Origin of the sequence: Paludisphaera borealis (assembly GCF_001956985.1) — a bacterium.
GTDB lineage: Bacteria > Planctomycetota > Planctomycetia > Isosphaerales > Isosphaeraceae > Paludisphaera > Paludisphaera borealis.
Genome location: NZ_CP019082.1, coordinates 4,355,001 through 4,369,365, shown reverse-complemented (window position 1 = coordinate 4,369,365; position 14,365 = coordinate 4,355,001). Strand labels below are relative to the sequence as shown.

Sequence of the window (14,365 nt, the reverse complement as noted above, 5' to 3'; positions counted from 1 at the left end):
GGCTTGAGGCGTCACGCCCGAGGCGATTGGGAATGAATCCACGATCACGCCGGTTCCTCCGTGGGGCGATCCTGGGAATCCTGTGGCTCGGAGCGCTCGCCGGCGCGCCGACGATCGCCGACGAACCCAAGCCCCGGCCGAAGGTCGATTTCAACTACGAGATCCGGCCGATCCTCTCGGACAAGTGTTTCCACTGCCACGGCCCCGACCCCAAGAACCAGAAGGCCGGGCTGCGACTCGACGAGCTGGCGGGCGCGACCAGCGAGACCAAGAGCGGAATCCGGGCCGTCGTGCCGGGGAACCTCGACGACAGCGAGCTGATCGCGCGGATCACCAGCGACGACGAGGACGAGCGGATGCCGCCGAAGTCGCTCGGGCGGAGCCTCTCCCCGAGCGAGGTCGAGCTGCTCAAGCGGTGGATCGAGGAAGGGGCCGAGTGGAAAGACCACTGGGCGTTCATCACGCCGGCCCGGATCGCCCCCCCGGAAGTCGCCGCGGCCGGCCGGATCGTCAACCCGATCGACCGGTTCGTGATCGCCCGGCTTGAAGCCGAAGGGCTGGGCCTCGCCCCCGAGGCCACGCGCGAGCGGCTGATCCGGCGGCTGAGCTTCGATCTGACCGGCCTGCCGCCGTCGCTCGACGCGATCGACGCGTTCGTCGCCGACGCCCGGCCCGACGCCTACGAGCGGCTCGTCGACCGGCTGCTGGCCTCGCCCCGGTTCGGCGAGCGGATGGCCGTCGACTGGCTCGACGTCGCCCGATACGCCGACACCTTCGGCTACCAGGCCGACGTCTACCGCGCCATGTGGCCCTGGCGCGACTGGGTCGTCAACGCCTTCAACACCAACTTACCTTATGACAAGTTCATCTCCTGGCAGCTCGCCGGCGACCTCGCGCCACGGCCCTCGCGCGAGCAGGTGCTGGCCACGGCCTTCAACCGCCACCACCGCCAGACCAACGAAGGGGGCTCGATCGAGGAGGAGTGGCGCACCGAGTACGTCGCCGACCGCACCATCACGTTCGGTTCGGCGTTCCTCGGCCTCACGCTCGAATGCGCCCGGTGCCATACGCACAAGTACGACCCGATCACGCAGAACGAGTTCTACTCGCTGTTCAGCTTCTTCAACAACATCGACGAATCGGGCCTGTATTCGCACTTCACCGACGCCGTCCCCACCCCCACGCTCCGGCTGACCGAGGCCGACCGCGAGCGGGCCGTCGCCGACGTCGAGAAGCGGCTTCAATCCGCCGAGGCCGACCTCCACGACCAGGCCGAGGCCCGCCGTCCCGCCTTCGAAGCGTGGTTGAAGTCGGTCGATCGCAAGGCCCCCGCGCCCGCCCTCGCCGGCCGGATCGGCGACTTCCCGCTCGACGCGGTCGACGGCGGCAAGACCGTCAACCGGGCCGACGCCGCGAAGCCCGCGACGGTCGCCGAGGCCCCCGCGCCGGTCGAGGGTCGCGTCGGCCGCGCGCTGAAGTTCGACGGCGAGAACAGCGTCACGCTGCCGCTCGGCAATTTCGACCGCTATCAGCCGTTCTCGCTCGGGCTCTGGATCAAAACGCCCGACGTCAAGGACCGCGCCGTGGTGCTGCGGCGGTCGATGGCCTGGACCGACGCCGGCAGCCGGGGTTATCAGATCCTGATCGAGGACGGCAAGCTCACCGCCGCCCTCGTCCACTTCTGGCCCGGCAACGCGATCGGGATTGCCGCCCGCGATCCCCTACCGATCAACAAATGGGTCCACGTCGCGCTGACGTACGACGGGTCGAGTCGGGCCGACGGCCTGATCCTCTACGTCGATGGTAAGCCGGCCCCCCGCGAGGTCGTCCGCGACAAGCTGACGAAGAACATCACCGGCGGCGGCGGCGACGACCTGGTCATCGGCCAGCGGTTCCGCGACCGAGGTTTCAAGAACGGCGAGGTCGACGAGGTCCAGGTCTTCAACCGCGCGCTCACGGCCGTCGAGGCCGCCCAGCTTTCCGACCCGTCGTCGATCGAAAAGCATTTGACCGTTGATCCCAAGACCCTCACCGACGCCGATCGCGATTCCCTCTTCGCCTACTACCTGGCGAACTTCGACGCCGACTACAAGGGCCGGCTGGCCGCTCTCGAAGGGCTCCGCAAGGAACGAAGCGGGCTGGTCGATTCGATGGCCGAGATCATGGTGATGAAGGAGCTGCCGACGCCCCGGCCGACGTTCGTGCTCCGTCGAGGCGCGTACGACGCGCCCGGCGAGCAAGTCTCGCCGCGCACGCCGGCCAGCCTGCTGGCGTTCCCGGCCGACGCCCCCAGGAACCGCCTCGGCCTGGCGCGCTGGCTGACCGACCCGCGGCACCCGCTCACCGCCCGGGTGACGGTCAACCGCTGGTGGCAGTCGGTCTTCGGCCGAGGGCTGGTGGCGACTCCCGAGGACTTCGGCAGCCAGGGGATGCTCCCCTCGCACCCGGCGTTGCTCGACTGGCTGGCGCGCGAGCTGGTCGATTCGGGGTGGGACGTCAAGCGGGTCTGGCGGCTGATGGTCACCTCGGCGACCTACCGGCAAAGCTCCGACGCCTCGCCCGAGCTGTACGCCCGCGATCCCGACAACGTGCTGCTCGCCCACGGCCCTCGGTACCGGCTGCCGGCCGAGATGGTCCGCGACGCCGCGCTGGCGGCCTCCGGCCAGCTCGTCGACGTGATCGGCGGGCCGTCGGTCAAGCCGTTCCAGCCGGCCGGCTTGTGGGAGGAGAAGTCGAACATCCCCTACGTCCGCGACGTCGGCGCCGGCAGCCACCGCCGCAGCATGTACACGTACTGGAAGCGGACCTCGCCCCCCCCCGCGATGCTCACGTTCGACGCCGCCAACCGCGAGGTCTGCGCCGTCAAGCGCCTGCCCACCGCCACGCCGCTCCAGGCGCTCGTGCTGCTCAACGACACCCAGTACGTCGAGGCCGCCCGGGTGCTGGCCGAGCGCGCGACCCGCGAGGGGGGCCCGAACCTGTCCGACCGCCTCGTCTTCCTCGTCCGCGTCCTGACCGGCCGCCGGCCCGACGACCGCGAGCTGGCGACCCTGGAATCGCTCTACCGCGAGCAATACGACGAGTTCCGATCCGGCCGGGCCGACGCCGACAAGCTGCTGGCCGTCGGCGACGCCCCCCGCGCCCCCGGCGTCGACCCCGCCGAGGCCGCCGCGCTGACGATCGTCGCCCAGGCGTTGCTCAATTATGATGAGACCGTCATGAATCGTTGATTCCGCCCTCCGTAACTCCTTACACGACTCGACCCACCCATGGCGACCACACCGAACGGGCGTCAAAACGGCTACGTTTCCCACCCTTCGCACCGGTTCGACGACCTGGCGGACCTGGCGTTCCGCAGGCCGCCCGCGCCCGGCGGCCGCGAGCGATCGGGCCGTCGGTTCGTGCTGCTGACCGCGTTGGGCGTCGCCGTGCTCTGGGGCGGCCTGTACGTGATGTTCCACCAGTGGCGGTCGCAATACCTGGTGCGCGCCGCGTTCGGCACCCGACAAGTCGCCCCGGTGATCGACGCGATGGCGACCCTCGATCCCCCCGGAATCGCCCGCGACGACTGGGAAGACGCCGTGAAGCGCACCCACGCCTTGATCGTCACCGTCACCGACTCCAACCTGCTCTCGGTCGACCAGATGAAGGACCTGCGAGCCGAGCTGCTCCAGGACGTCGACCGGGCGCTCGCGCACCCCGACACCGCCCTCGCCGAGCTGGCGAAGGTATGGGACTCGCTCACCGACCGCGCCGCCTTCGTCCTCCGCGACACCCGCGCCGCCGACGGCCGCCGCCACATCCGCCCGGCCATCTTCCCGACGCAGACGAAGCAGCCGTAGCGCGGGAGGGCTTCAAGCACGTAGTGAGGCCATGGCGATGACAACTTGTGCGTTTAAGTTGATTAGCGTTAACATGGATGCGCGGGATCGCGTATTCCAACAATCGTTCGGAATTCACGATGGCTTACCGACCTCTTAACACATCCAGAGGGCAATGATATGAGCCGAAGTAGCCTGCGAGCGAACGAGGCGTCGACGCCAAGAGATTCCTCTCACGATTGCTGGCCTGATCCAACAGAGAAACATGGTTATATTTATTTTTTTCTCCCAAACATCATGGAGCGGGCAACAAGACCGATTCAAAATGGCGGGCCGACGTTTGGCAGCAAGAAGAATTCTCGATTTTTGAAAGAGCGGCACAGCTGGATATTAGTGACACAGAAGGAAATCTCTACAACGTCCGGAAGGACGAAGTCAATGAAAGAATTCTAGAACTCGGCGCATGTCATGAGCAACTCGCTCGCTTTTGGCGACCCACAGCAGGTAACACGTGGCATGGCCATCCTCTCTGGCCTGTCATTACGGAAGAGCCGACTAACAGAGCCAGACAGGATTATAGGCCCGAAAAGGCTGTATTCCGTAAAATGGTCGACGGGAAGGTCCTCAGCAATCGAGATAGCATTAGACTTCAAAAAGGAGACAACATATGACAACAAGAGGCTCCAACGGACGACCTATATCCCAGTGGAAACTCAATCTTCCGGGGGGCACCGTCACCCATCTTAGCGAAATCCCTTGGTTCAGAGGCAGAGCATTTGCTTATGCCGATGAGGACGGCCAGATCAACGTAGAATTGGGCGAGCCATCGCCGCCCTTCAGCTCATATTTCCCGAGCGACAGATCCGGCTACGGTGTAAACGGAATGGCATTTGCCCACGATGCCTCATCCCGAAGCATGGGCATCACTACTCCGGACAGGACCGTAATTCACCGCTGGTCACTCGATTATACGCGTAAGGATACGATCTGTGATGAGTCTGGAGGCCATGGCATCTATTCGACACGGTGGGGCGGGTTTATGGTGCCGATGGGCCTAGATGGGATAGTCTCATATCGACCAGAGATCGGGGGGTGGTCGCGTCAATCCAAAGATAAATTACATGTTCGGACACTAGGCAAGGTTTTCTACAGAATGACCTATGTCGGGATTGCCGATGGCACCGAACTTTGGGCGTGCGCCGGGCGTTCAAGTGGTTTCCAAGTCATTTCCGTCGACCAGAGTCACGAGGTTCATGTATTGGGATTCTATCAATACAGCGATGGATTTGCCTCAGATTTTGTGTCGTTATGCGGTGTCGGTGATAGTCTCCGGCCTTACGCTGCTGCGATGTTAACCAGTGACCTTAAGCTCCACCTCATCCAAGACTTGACGAAAGACATGAATCCCTTGGTCGTTCAGGTCGAAGGGATTAAAGGTGTTGCATATTCCGTAATGCGCTCGGGCGATCATATTGTAGTGGTTACTAGTTTGGGAATTTACGTTTACGTGAATTTGGCCAGGACATTCCTTAATGAAGTGAATCCTCTTGAACAATCGAGAGTTCGTGTGATGTCAAAAGAAGCTATTGAATGTGTTATTGTTCATGATAGATGGCTGCTCACGCTGTGTGTCGATGGAGTCTTTCGATTTGATCTAAACCAGATCACGGAGTTGGGACAATCAACGGGCGCGAATGCTCCCATGATCTCGACCCATGAGAGCCCTGAAGTTCCCGTCGAGCTTGATTCGCAGCCAATGAATGCAAATTTGCTTATGACTAGAAGCTCGCAAGGAAGTGTATTCAGAAACGATGGTGGATCGGCTAACCAAATTCCCGCTAGATCGACACGACTGGAGTATTCGATCGCGATTTAGGGGCCAATCATGGTTCATGCGGGTCGTCGTGAAAACACGGCGATGGTCTGGGAGCCGGCAGCAAGCACTCGACAAAACGAACCATGCGGGCCAGATTTCGCTCGCTGAACCCCTGGCCGTACTCGGGAACCAATTTTGCCGACAGTGTCGGCAAAATCTTTTCCCCGTAACCGGCGCGCCGGTTGTGAAGCACGTCCGTCCGTATTCGGGTCCCAACCTGCCAATAGAGGGCGACTAGAGCCGAGTTGACGGCCTGGGCCACCCCGCCCGCGTAGACTCGATCAGCGCACGGAGGTCCGCAATCAGCTTGGCCGGGGTCGAATCCTTGGGTCTCGTCCCACCCGGCAGGGCCTCACGCTTCGCTCGCTTCTTCGCCATACTTAAAGGTACAACACGGCGCTGCCCTGTGCGACGTGTCGATGGAAATGTCGCGAACCGCCCTCAGCGAACTTCCAGCTTGTCTAGTTCCAAGGTCGCGTGGCAAATGACGAATCTTTTGTTCACAATGAGGCGGCGATGGGTCTAACTCCGTCAAAGGAGACGGTCATGAGCGATGAGCAGGTTCCCGCCATCGGCGGCAAGTCGTTTGAAGACATGAAGCAGGCCAACGAGCACGGGGCCGAATACTGGAGCGCCCGCGACATCCAGCCGCTTCTGGGGTACGACCAGTGGCGGCGGTTCGAGAACGCCGTCAAGAAGGCGCAAACCTCGTGCGAGCAATCGGGTAACGACTGCGACCATCACTTTGCCAGCGCCGGCAAACCGATCACGGGCGGCAAGGGGGCCGTCCAGGTCGTTACCGATTACCACCTGTCCCGGTTCGCCTGCTACCTGATCGCGCAAAACGGCGACCCCCGGAAACCCGAGATCGCCCAGGCCCAGCGGTATTTCGCGATCCAGGCCCGCCGCCAGGAGCTTTCCGACGCCCACGCCGCCGACGTCGAGCGGCTGGAGTTGCGACGACAGGCGGCCGAGCAATTCAAGAACCTCTCCGGCGCGGCTCGACGGGCGGGCGTGAGCAACCCGATGTTCGGCATTTTCCACGACGCCGGATACAAGGGGATGTACGGCGGGCTCGGCAACGAGGCGATCAAGAAGCGGAAGGGCGTTCCCGCCAAAGACCAACTGATGGACCGGATGGACGCGACCGAGCTGGCCGCGAACCAGTTCCGCATGACCCAGACCCGTGAGAAGCTGGCGAGGGACGGGGTCAAGACCGAGCAGCGGGCCATCCAGACCCATGAAAATGTAGGCAAGGAGGTCCGCGCCGCCATCCAGCGGATCGGCGGCACGCCGCCTGAGAACATCCCGCCCGCCGAGCCCATCAAGGCAGTCGAGAAGCGACTGAAACGCGCCAAGCCCAAGCTGGTCCTCGACGGCCCCGACGCCCAGGGGCTCCTCGGCGCGGCGGGCGAGCCAGAAGCCCACACGCCGGAAGCACTACCCGAGGTCTGACGACATGGACCGCCAAACCTTACTCGAACGCCTGAAAGCCGAAGCCCCCGCCCTGCGTCGGCGTTACGGGGTCAAGTCGCTTGCCGTCTTCGGTTCGATGGCGCGGGGCGACGAGCGGGAGGACAGCGACGTGGACATCCTCGTCACGTTCGAGGGCAAGGCCACTTTCGACGACTTCATGGGCCTGAAGCTCGACCTGGAGGATCTGTTCGGGAGGCGGGTGGACCTGCTCACGCCGAAATGCCTGCGCCCCGCGATGGAAGCGAAAATCCACAAGGAGGCCATCCTTGTCCCGTAACCACGAGCAGCGGATCGACGACATCATCGAATGCTGCGAGAAGATCCTCCGATTCACCTCGGGGATGAATCAGGAGCAGTTGGTCGAGCTGGAACTCGTCATGGACGCGGTCTTGCGCAACCTCGAGGTGATCGGGGAAGCGACGAAACACCTGCCCGACGACGTGCGAGCCGCGATGCCGGGCGTCGAGTGGAAGAAGATCGCCGGGATGCGCGACTGGATCTCGCACGTGTACTACCGGGTCGACGACGACATCGTCTGGAACGCCATCGAGACGAAGATCCCCGAACTGCTGCGGACGCTCCAAGCCTTCAAGGATGAAGGCCGGCCATAAACGGGAAGGCCGGCCTGAGGCGGACTCCGCGCCGTCAAACAATCCTCTAGCGGCGGTTGCCGGAGGCGTCGCGATTCGACGGCGGAGGCCCGGTTACTCGTCGTCCTCGTCCACGGCCTCGATCTCGGGCGGCGGGGCGTCCGGCCATTGGGCTTTGAGGGCTTTGGTCAGGGTGATCCATTCGTCGACTTGAAGGGCTTCGGCGCGGAGGCGGCCGTCGAGGCCGAGGGAGGCGAGGAGGACGTCGACGTCGGCCTTGGTCCAGCGGTCGCGTTCGACGCCGCTGAGGACGTGGCGGAGGTTCTTGCGGCGGTAGAGGAAGACTTCGCGGACGATCCGGTGGAACCAGGCGAGGTCGCCGATCGCCTCGCGACGCTCGGGGACGGGCCGGATCGATACGACGGCCGACTCCACCTTGGGACGCGGCCAGAAGACCGACGGAGGCAAAATCCGCGCGATCTCGACGTCGGCGAGGGCCTGGATCAAGACCGAGAGCGCCCCGTGGTCGGAGGTCGCCGCGGCGGCCGTCATCCGCTCGGCCAGCTCCTTCTGGATCGTCACCACCATCAGCTCGGGCCGGATCGCGTCGTCGACCAGCAGGTTCATGATCAAGGGGGTGGCGATGTTGTACGGCAGGTTCGCCACCAGCTTGTACGGCCGGTTCTCGGCCCCGCGCGCCTCGCGGAGGGCGTCGAGCACCTGGGGCTCGATCGCGTGCTTGCCCGCCAGGGCGTCGACGTTCAAGATCCGCACCTTCGCCCCGGCGGTCGCCTCGCGCGCCAGCTCGAACATGCCCGGATCAAGCTCGACGGCCAGCACCTCCGCGCCGCGTTCGGCCATCAGGCTGGTGAGAGCCCCCGCGCCGGTGCCCACTTCGAGCACCAGGTCGCCCGGCCCGACCACCGCCGTTTCGGCGATCACGTCGTGCAGATTCAGGTCGATCAGGAAGTTTTGACCGAGCCGGTGCCGTGGCGACAGCCCGCGCTGGGCGAACAGGCCGCGAAGGTACGACTGGGTCTGACGGGTCGGAGGCGTGGACATCAATATATCGAATCGTGAAGAGGGATTAGCGAGATTGTCCGAGCAGTTTTTGCACGTGTTTGGCGAGGACGTCGGTTTCGACGTTGACGCGGGCGCCGGGTTCGAGGAGCCCGAAGGTGGTGGCGGCCAGGGTGTGGGGGATGAGCATGATCGAGAAGCCGTCGGTCTCGACGTCCACCAGCGTCAGGCTGACGCCGTCGACGGCGATCGAGCCCTTGGGGACCATCAGCACGGTCCAGGCCGGGTCGATGTTGAACGCGAAGAACTCCCACTCCCCCTCGCGGCGGCGGTCGCGTACGACGGCCGTGGCGTCGACGTGCCCCTGGACGAAGTGGCCGCCGAGCCGGTCGCCGACGCGCACCGCGCGCTCCAGGTTCACGGCGTCGCCCGGCTTCTTCGCCCCCAGGTTCGTCCGCAAGAGGGTCTCGGGCCCCGCCTGGACCTCGAACACGTCGGGCCCGGCCGCGACCACCGACAGGCAGCAACCGTTGATCGCCACACTCTCGCCCAGGGCGAGCACCCCGTCGAGCCCCGGCCAGGTGATCGTCAACCGCTTGCCCGCGTCTTCATCGGCCGTCCGCTCGATCCGACCCATCGCCTCAACCAATCCCGTGAACACACCGTCGCTCCAAGGGAGATTCCCGTTCAAATGGCCTCCACTCCAGCTTCCGCCCCACCCTCTTCGAATACAAGCCCGAAGCGCAAGCGAGGGAACATCCCACACCGCAAGACGGACTCGAAACTTGGACCGAGGGGCGGCTCTTCGGCTAGAATCATGGGCATGCTCATCCAAAGGAGATCTCCCGTGAATCCACACGAGATCGTGATCGAGGGGACGGTTCAAGCCGACGGGACGTTGGTGCTCGACGAACCGGCAAGGCTGCCCGCCGGTCGAGTCCAGATCATCGTGCAACCCCTGTCCAGCCTGCCGCAGGGCGATCCGTTCTGGGACATGATGCAGTCGATCTGGGCGGGTCAGAAGGCGAGGGGCTTCGTACCACGCTCCGCCGAGCAAGTCGAAGCGGAACGCCGAGAGACGAGGGAACACTGGGAGGAGCGCCTCCAGGCTATCGAGCGGCTTCGGGAGGAATCCCGTCGCCTGCGCGAGCAGCACCCATGAAGATCTGTCTCGATACGAACTGCGTCATCTATCTGGTCGAGAAGAATCCGCTCTGGCCCCCGAAGATCGTGACTCGATTGGCCCGCTCAACGACGGAGACGCCGCCGTGCTGGCGGATTATCAACGGTTCTTTTCGAGTTCGGCCGTGGAGATGCTGCCGATGACCGCCGCCGTCTGCGAGCGCGCCGCCGAAATCCGAGTCGCTTCGGCCCTGAAAATCAAGCTCCCCGACGCCTTGCACCTTGCCGCCGCCCTCGAACACGGCTGCGGCCTGTTCCTGACCAACGACGGCCCGCTAGCCGGGTGCGCCGCCATTACCGTCGAGGTTCTGACGTGAGCCAATCCACCCCCACTTCCTCATTCCATCAACTCCGAGCCGAACTCAAAGCCATAGCCCCGGGCGACCTTCTCGGCCCCGCCGGACAAATCCCGGTGTCAGCCGTCATGCCGCCATTCTGGCGGCACCCGAACCCATGAAAATGGGAGATTTGGCGAGGATTGAGTGGTTGTCGAGGCGTATTTTTTGAGCAGTTCATGTGTCGGTATTCTTTCTCTCAAGGATAGCCGAACTGAGACCGGGCTTCTTGACGCCGGGTCACTTCCTCGCCGTGACGTTTTTTGATAACATCAAGGTGTATCTCGGCGGGTCGATCCGCTGATCCTTGGCGTTAGTCGGAGGAGGAGAGAATCATTGCCCAACGAAAGATCGACGATTTGGAATGCCCTTCTTGGCCTTGTGCTCCTCAGTCTGATCGTTTCGGGGTTAATCTGGCTCGGCCACTATCTGATCTCCACGTTTGCCGGGCTGAATCCGAACATCGCAGCAGCTATCGTGGCGGCATTCGCAACTGTAACGGTCTCAGTTCTCACCGTGGTTGTTGGAAAGCGGCTTGAGGCTCTTACACTGATCACAAAGGAACATCGCGAGAGGAAAATCCCTGTATACGAGGACTTTATCAAATTCTGGCTGAAGTACTTGTTTTCCGGTAAGGCAGGCGACACGCCCCTCTCTGACGAGGAGGTCATCCGGTTCCTTTCAGAGTATACACAGCGCATGATGGTTTGGGGATCGGATGAAGTAATCGCCGCATGGGTGAAGTTTCGCTATTCCTCAATGAACGCGGAGCAACAGTCTGAGTCGAGTAAAATTTTGGTCGATCTTGAACAACTCATTCTGGCGATGCGCAGGGATCTGGGTCACAAGAATCAGGGATTCAAGACGGGTGACATTCTCCGTATGTTCGTGAATGACGTTGGCACAGCGAGTGGGTGAGCCGCCTAACCTCGCGCCGCAGCGTACACGGCCCGCCACGGCAGCTGATTCTCATACAATGCTCGCCCTCGGCGGACCAATCCCATGGGCCTTTGAGGGCCGGCGTAAGCTCATGCCTCGGCCTTCCGGGGTCGCCATAAGGCCGGCGATCGATCGTTCGTCGAGCCAGGCGTCGTCCTCGATCGGCGATCACGACTCCGTCCGGATGTTGCTCGTGGACGGCCCCCAGCACGTTCCAGCGCCCGGCGCGACTGCTTCAACATCCCCGAGTGGGAATCTATAGTAGCAGGGCTGGTGTTCCGATAGAATCGAAAGCCGTTCGCGACCGTCGCTCGACGGGTCGTGGTCCGTTCGGGATCGCGCATCCCAACTCCAACCGAGACATCGGGAGATTCCGCTCATGACGCCTCCTCTGAATCGTCGTGATTTTCTGGCTCAGGCGACGGCCGCGAGCGCGGTCCTGACGGCGTCCGGTTCGGCCTTCGCGGCCGGCGCGGTCCGCGCCAAGCGCGAGCTGCCCGCCGGGCCGACGGCCAAGGTGGCGCTCGGCAAGAGCGGCGTCCAGGTCTCGCTGGTGGGGATGGGGACCGGCAGCGTCGGTTCGGGCCAATCGAGCAAGCAGACCAAGCTGGGGGTCAAGGGCTTCACCAAGGTCGTCCGCCACGCGCTCGACCACGGCGTCAACTTCTTCGACGTGGCCGACCAGTACGGCTCGCACGTGTATCTCCGCGAGGCCCTCAAGGGCGTCCCCCGCGACCAGTACGTGATCCAGACCAAGACCCACGCCACCGACGCGATCACCACCCGCGACCACCTGGACCGCTACCGCATGGAGTTGGGCGTCGACTACATCGACATCGTCCTGCTGCACTGCATGACCAAGGACGGCTGGACCGCCGAGCACCAGGGGGCGATGGAATACCTGATGCAGGCCAAGCAGGAGAAGCTGATCCGCGCCCACGGCACCAGCAACCACGGCATGGACCCGCTGCGGCACTCGTCCAAGACCCCGTTCGTCGAGGTCAACCTGGCCCGGATCAACCCCCAGGGGCTGATCATGGACGACAAGAAGCCCGACGAGGTCGCCTCGGTTCTCGAAGAGATGCACAACGCCGGCAAGGGGGTCATCGGCATGAAGATCCTCGGCGAAGGCCGGATCACCACCCCCGAAGGCAAGGACGAATCGCTCCGCTTCGTCCTGGGCCTGGGCTCGGTCGACTCCTTCATCATCGGCTTCGAGAACACCGATCAGGTCGACGACATCCTCAAGCGCACCACCGACGCCATCGCGTTCCTCAAGGCCTGACGCCGGAACGTGATCGAAATGAAGCTCTCAAGGGCGGGCGGGGGGATTTCGGCGTGGTTGTCCCCGGTCTTCAGGTCCTCCCCTGCCCTCTCGAAGACCGCCGGCCGGCGCTCGAGGTCTTGTATCAGAACCTGCCGCGGGCGCTCCGCGGCTCGCTGATCGCCGAGATCCTCAACGACGGCGACCGCGGCCTCGTCGACCTCTCCGGCCTCTGGATCGCCAGGCGTCGAGGCTGGGGGTTGACCGCGAACGGGCCGGGGCGGATCGTGGCGGCGCTCATGACGCAGGGGCTCAACGGTCGGGCCGCCGCGATCTGGGCGCCGGAGGTCCGGCCGTCGTGGCGCCGGGCCGAGATCGCCGCCCAACTGGTCCACGAGGCGCTCGAGGCCTACAAGGCCCGGGGGTTCGCGATCGCCCAGGCGGTGCTCGACGAGTCGTCCAGCCCCCGCAACGCCGCCGACCTGGCGCGCGGCGGCATGCCCCGGATCACCGACCTGCTCTACCTGCACCGCGACACGGCGACGCCCCTGATCCCCGCCGAGACCGACCGCCGGCTCGCGTGGCAGGGGCTGGGCGAGGTCGACGACGACGACTTTCGGCGGGTCGTGGAGGCGACCTACGCGGGGAGCCTGGATATGCCCGAACTGGAGGGCGCGCGGACGCTCGACGACACCCTGGACGGGCACCGGGGCGCGGGCCGGTTCGTCCCCGAGCAATGGCTGCTGGGCCGCGTGCCGGGCCGTCCCGACGAGGCCGCCGTCCTGATGCTCGCCGCCGCGATCGACCGCGAAGCCTGGGAGGTCGTCTACCTCGGCCTGACCCCCGAAGCCCGAGGCCACGGCCTGGGCACCCAGGCGATCGCCCACGCCCTCGACCTGGCGCGGCCGCACGCCGGCTCGCTCGAACTGGCCGTCGACGTCCGCAACCGCCCGGCCGTCAAGCTCTACGGCCGCACCGGCTTCGTCCCCCACGACCGCCGCGCGGTCCATCTGGCGGTGTTCCCGAACCGGGACGAGCGACCGCCTTGCGTCACGAGCGAGGGCTGACGCCGCCGGGCTTGAGAGCGCCGCCGGGGTTGGGGAGGATCTCGCCTTCCTTGAGGTAGACGACGGCCTCGGCGATCCGGGCGCCGTGGTCGGCGATCCGTTCCAGGTTCCGCGCGGTGTTGACGAAGCGCAACCAGGTGTCGATACGATCGGGGTTGTCGATGATGTCCTGCTTCAGGCCCCGGATCACGGCGCGGTAGCAGCGGTCGACCGTCTGGTCGGCCTTGATGACGGCCTGGGCGTTGTGGACGTCGGCGCGGGCGAGGGCGTCGAGGCTGTGGTGGACCTGGGCGAGCGCCGCGAGGGCGAGGTCTTCCAGGGGCTGGGGGATCGGGAAGGCGTGGGGATCGGCCGCGAGCTTCTTGACCCGCTTGGCGATGTGGCGGGCGAGCTCGGCCAGGCGTTCGAGGTCGCCGTTGATCTTGAGCACGGCGGCCACCCGGCGGAGGTCGGAGGCGACCGGCTGGTGGAGGGCCAGCACCCGGACGCATTCCCGCTCGATCGCGACCTCCCAGCGGTCGACGGCCGGCTTCTGGCGGCGGATCTCGTCAGCCAGGTCGACCCGGCCCTCGCAAAGGGCGCTGAGGCTCTGATCGAGCGCCTCCTCGACCACCGCCGCCAGCTTGAGGACCTCGGACCAGAGCCCTTCCAGGTCGCGAAGGAAATGGCGGCCGATCGTGACCCGTTCCTCGTCCCAGCTCCAGGCGGAAGTCGCGGCCGTGGTATCGTCTGACATTTGCCGGCTCCTCGCTTGGCTGGACGCGCGGGGCGGCGACGCCCCGTAAAAGCGGGAGT

General features: G+C 64.7%; 15 protein-coding genes. 11 read left to right on the top strand and 4 right to left on the bottom strand.

Going from position 1 to position 14,365, the window contains the following annotated elements; genetic code table 11:
- Positions 1-32: 32 nt before the first annotated feature.
- The 3 genes from BSF38_RS17040 to BSF38_RS30770 all read left to right on the top strand — a co-directional run bounded on the left by BSF38_RS17040 (position 33) and on the right by BSF38_RS30770 (position 5,697).
- Entirely contained in the window at positions 33-3,230 is a 3,198-nt protein-coding gene (locus tag BSF38_RS17040; RefSeq protein WP_076347589.1) for a DUF1553 domain-containing protein, read from the top strand.
- A 39-nt stretch (positions 3,231-3,269) separates the two neighbouring features.
- Entirely contained in the window at positions 3,270-3,842 is a 573-nt protein-coding gene (locus BSF38_RS17035; protein WP_076347587.1) for a hypothetical protein, read from the top strand.
- A 646-nt stretch (positions 3,843-4,488) separates the two neighbouring features.
- A complete protein-coding gene (locus tag BSF38_RS30770; RefSeq protein ID WP_145952184.1) occupies positions 4,489-5,697 on the top strand; it encodes a hypothetical protein in 1,209 nt (402 codons plus the stop codon).
- Between the two features lie 7 nt (positions 5,698-5,704).
- Here BSF38_RS30770 and BSF38_RS30380 read toward each other — a convergent pair whose 3' ends face one another.
- Positions 5,705-5,959 carry a DUF1016 N-terminal domain-containing protein gene (locus BSF38_RS30380; protein ID WP_076347585.1) on the bottom strand — a complete coding sequence of 85 codons (255 nt, stop codon included), beginning with the start codon at positions 5,957-5,959 and terminating at the stop codon, positions 5,705-5,707.
- A 284-nt stretch (positions 5,960-6,243) separates the two neighbouring features.
- Between BSF38_RS30380 and dinD the strand changes: the two genes are divergently transcribed.
- From dinD to BSF38_RS17015, 3 genes are read left to right on the top strand one after another with little or no spacing between them, the layout of a single operon-like run.
- Complete coding sequence (gene dinD / locus BSF38_RS17025; protein ID WP_076347583.1) at positions 6,244-7,152, top strand: DNA damage-inducible protein D; 909 nt, start codon at positions 6,244-6,246, stop codon at positions 7,150-7,152.
- A 4-nt stretch (positions 7,153-7,156) separates the two neighbouring features.
- Positions 7,157-7,450 (top strand): nucleotidyltransferase family protein, encoded by a 294-nt coding sequence (locus tag BSF38_RS17020; protein WP_076347581.1) that lies wholly within the window; start codon positions 7,157-7,159, stop codon positions 7,448-7,450.
- A complete protein-coding gene (locus BSF38_RS17015; RefSeq protein WP_076347579.1) occupies positions 7,440-7,784 on the top strand; it encodes a HepT-like ribonuclease domain-containing protein in 345 nt (114 codons plus the stop codon). Before BSF38_RS17020 ends, BSF38_RS17015 begins: the two co-directional genes overlap by 11 nt.
- 93 nt (positions 7,785-7,877) lie before the next feature.
- On the opposite strand, the gene rsmA is transcribed toward BSF38_RS17015, so the two are convergent.
- Positions 7,878-8,825, bottom strand: coding sequence for a 16S rRNA (adenine(1518)-N(6)/adenine(1519)-N(6))-dimethyltransferase RsmA (gene rsmA / locus BSF38_RS17010; RefSeq protein ID WP_076347577.1), 948 nt, complete (start codon positions 8,823-8,825; stop codon positions 7,878-7,880).
- Between the two features lie 25 nt (positions 8,826-8,850).
- Positions 8,851-9,444 carry a riboflavin synthase gene (locus tag BSF38_RS17005; protein ID WP_076347575.1) on the bottom strand — a complete coding sequence of 198 codons (594 nt, stop codon included), beginning with the start codon at positions 9,442-9,444 and terminating at the stop codon, positions 8,851-8,853.
- A 186-nt stretch (positions 9,445-9,630) separates the two neighbouring features.
- On the opposite strand from BSF38_RS17005, the gene BSF38_RS17000 reads away from it, so the two are divergent.
- From BSF38_RS17000 to BSF38_RS16980, 5 genes are all read left to right on the top strand, one after another.
- Entirely contained in the window at positions 9,631-9,945 is a 315-nt protein-coding gene (locus BSF38_RS17000) for a hypothetical protein (RefSeq protein ID WP_145952183.1), read from the top strand.
- A gap of 106 nt (positions 9,946-10,051) precedes the next feature.
- A complete protein-coding gene (locus BSF38_RS16995) occupies positions 10,052-10,282 on the top strand; it encodes a type II toxin-antitoxin system VapC family toxin (protein ID WP_076347571.1) in 231 nt (76 codons plus the stop codon).
- Between the two features lie 354 nt (positions 10,283-10,636).
- The gene (locus BSF38_RS16990) at positions 10,637-11,218 is read left to right on the top strand and encodes a hypothetical protein (RefSeq protein WP_145952182.1); all 582 of its coding nucleotides are present in this window, start codon (positions 10,637-10,639) and stop codon (positions 11,216-11,218) included.
- Between the two features lie 400 nt (positions 11,219-11,618).
- The gene (locus BSF38_RS16985) at positions 11,619-12,524 is read left to right on the top strand and encodes an aldo/keto reductase (protein WP_076347567.1); all 906 of its coding nucleotides are present in this window, start codon (positions 11,619-11,621) and stop codon (positions 12,522-12,524) included.
- Positions 12,525-12,577: 53 nt separating this feature from the next.
- A complete protein-coding gene (locus BSF38_RS16980; protein WP_076347566.1) occupies positions 12,578-13,570 on the top strand; it encodes a GNAT family N-acetyltransferase in 993 nt (330 codons plus the stop codon).
- Here BSF38_RS16980 and phoU read toward each other — a convergent pair.
- Complete coding sequence (phoU, locus tag BSF38_RS16975; protein WP_076347564.1) at positions 13,554-14,306, bottom strand: phosphate signaling complex protein PhoU; 753 nt, start codon at positions 14,304-14,306, stop codon at positions 13,554-13,556. The two genes, BSF38_RS16980 and phoU, sit on opposite strands and share 17 nt — an antisense overlap.
- Between the last annotated feature and the right edge of the window lie 59 nt (positions 14,307-14,365).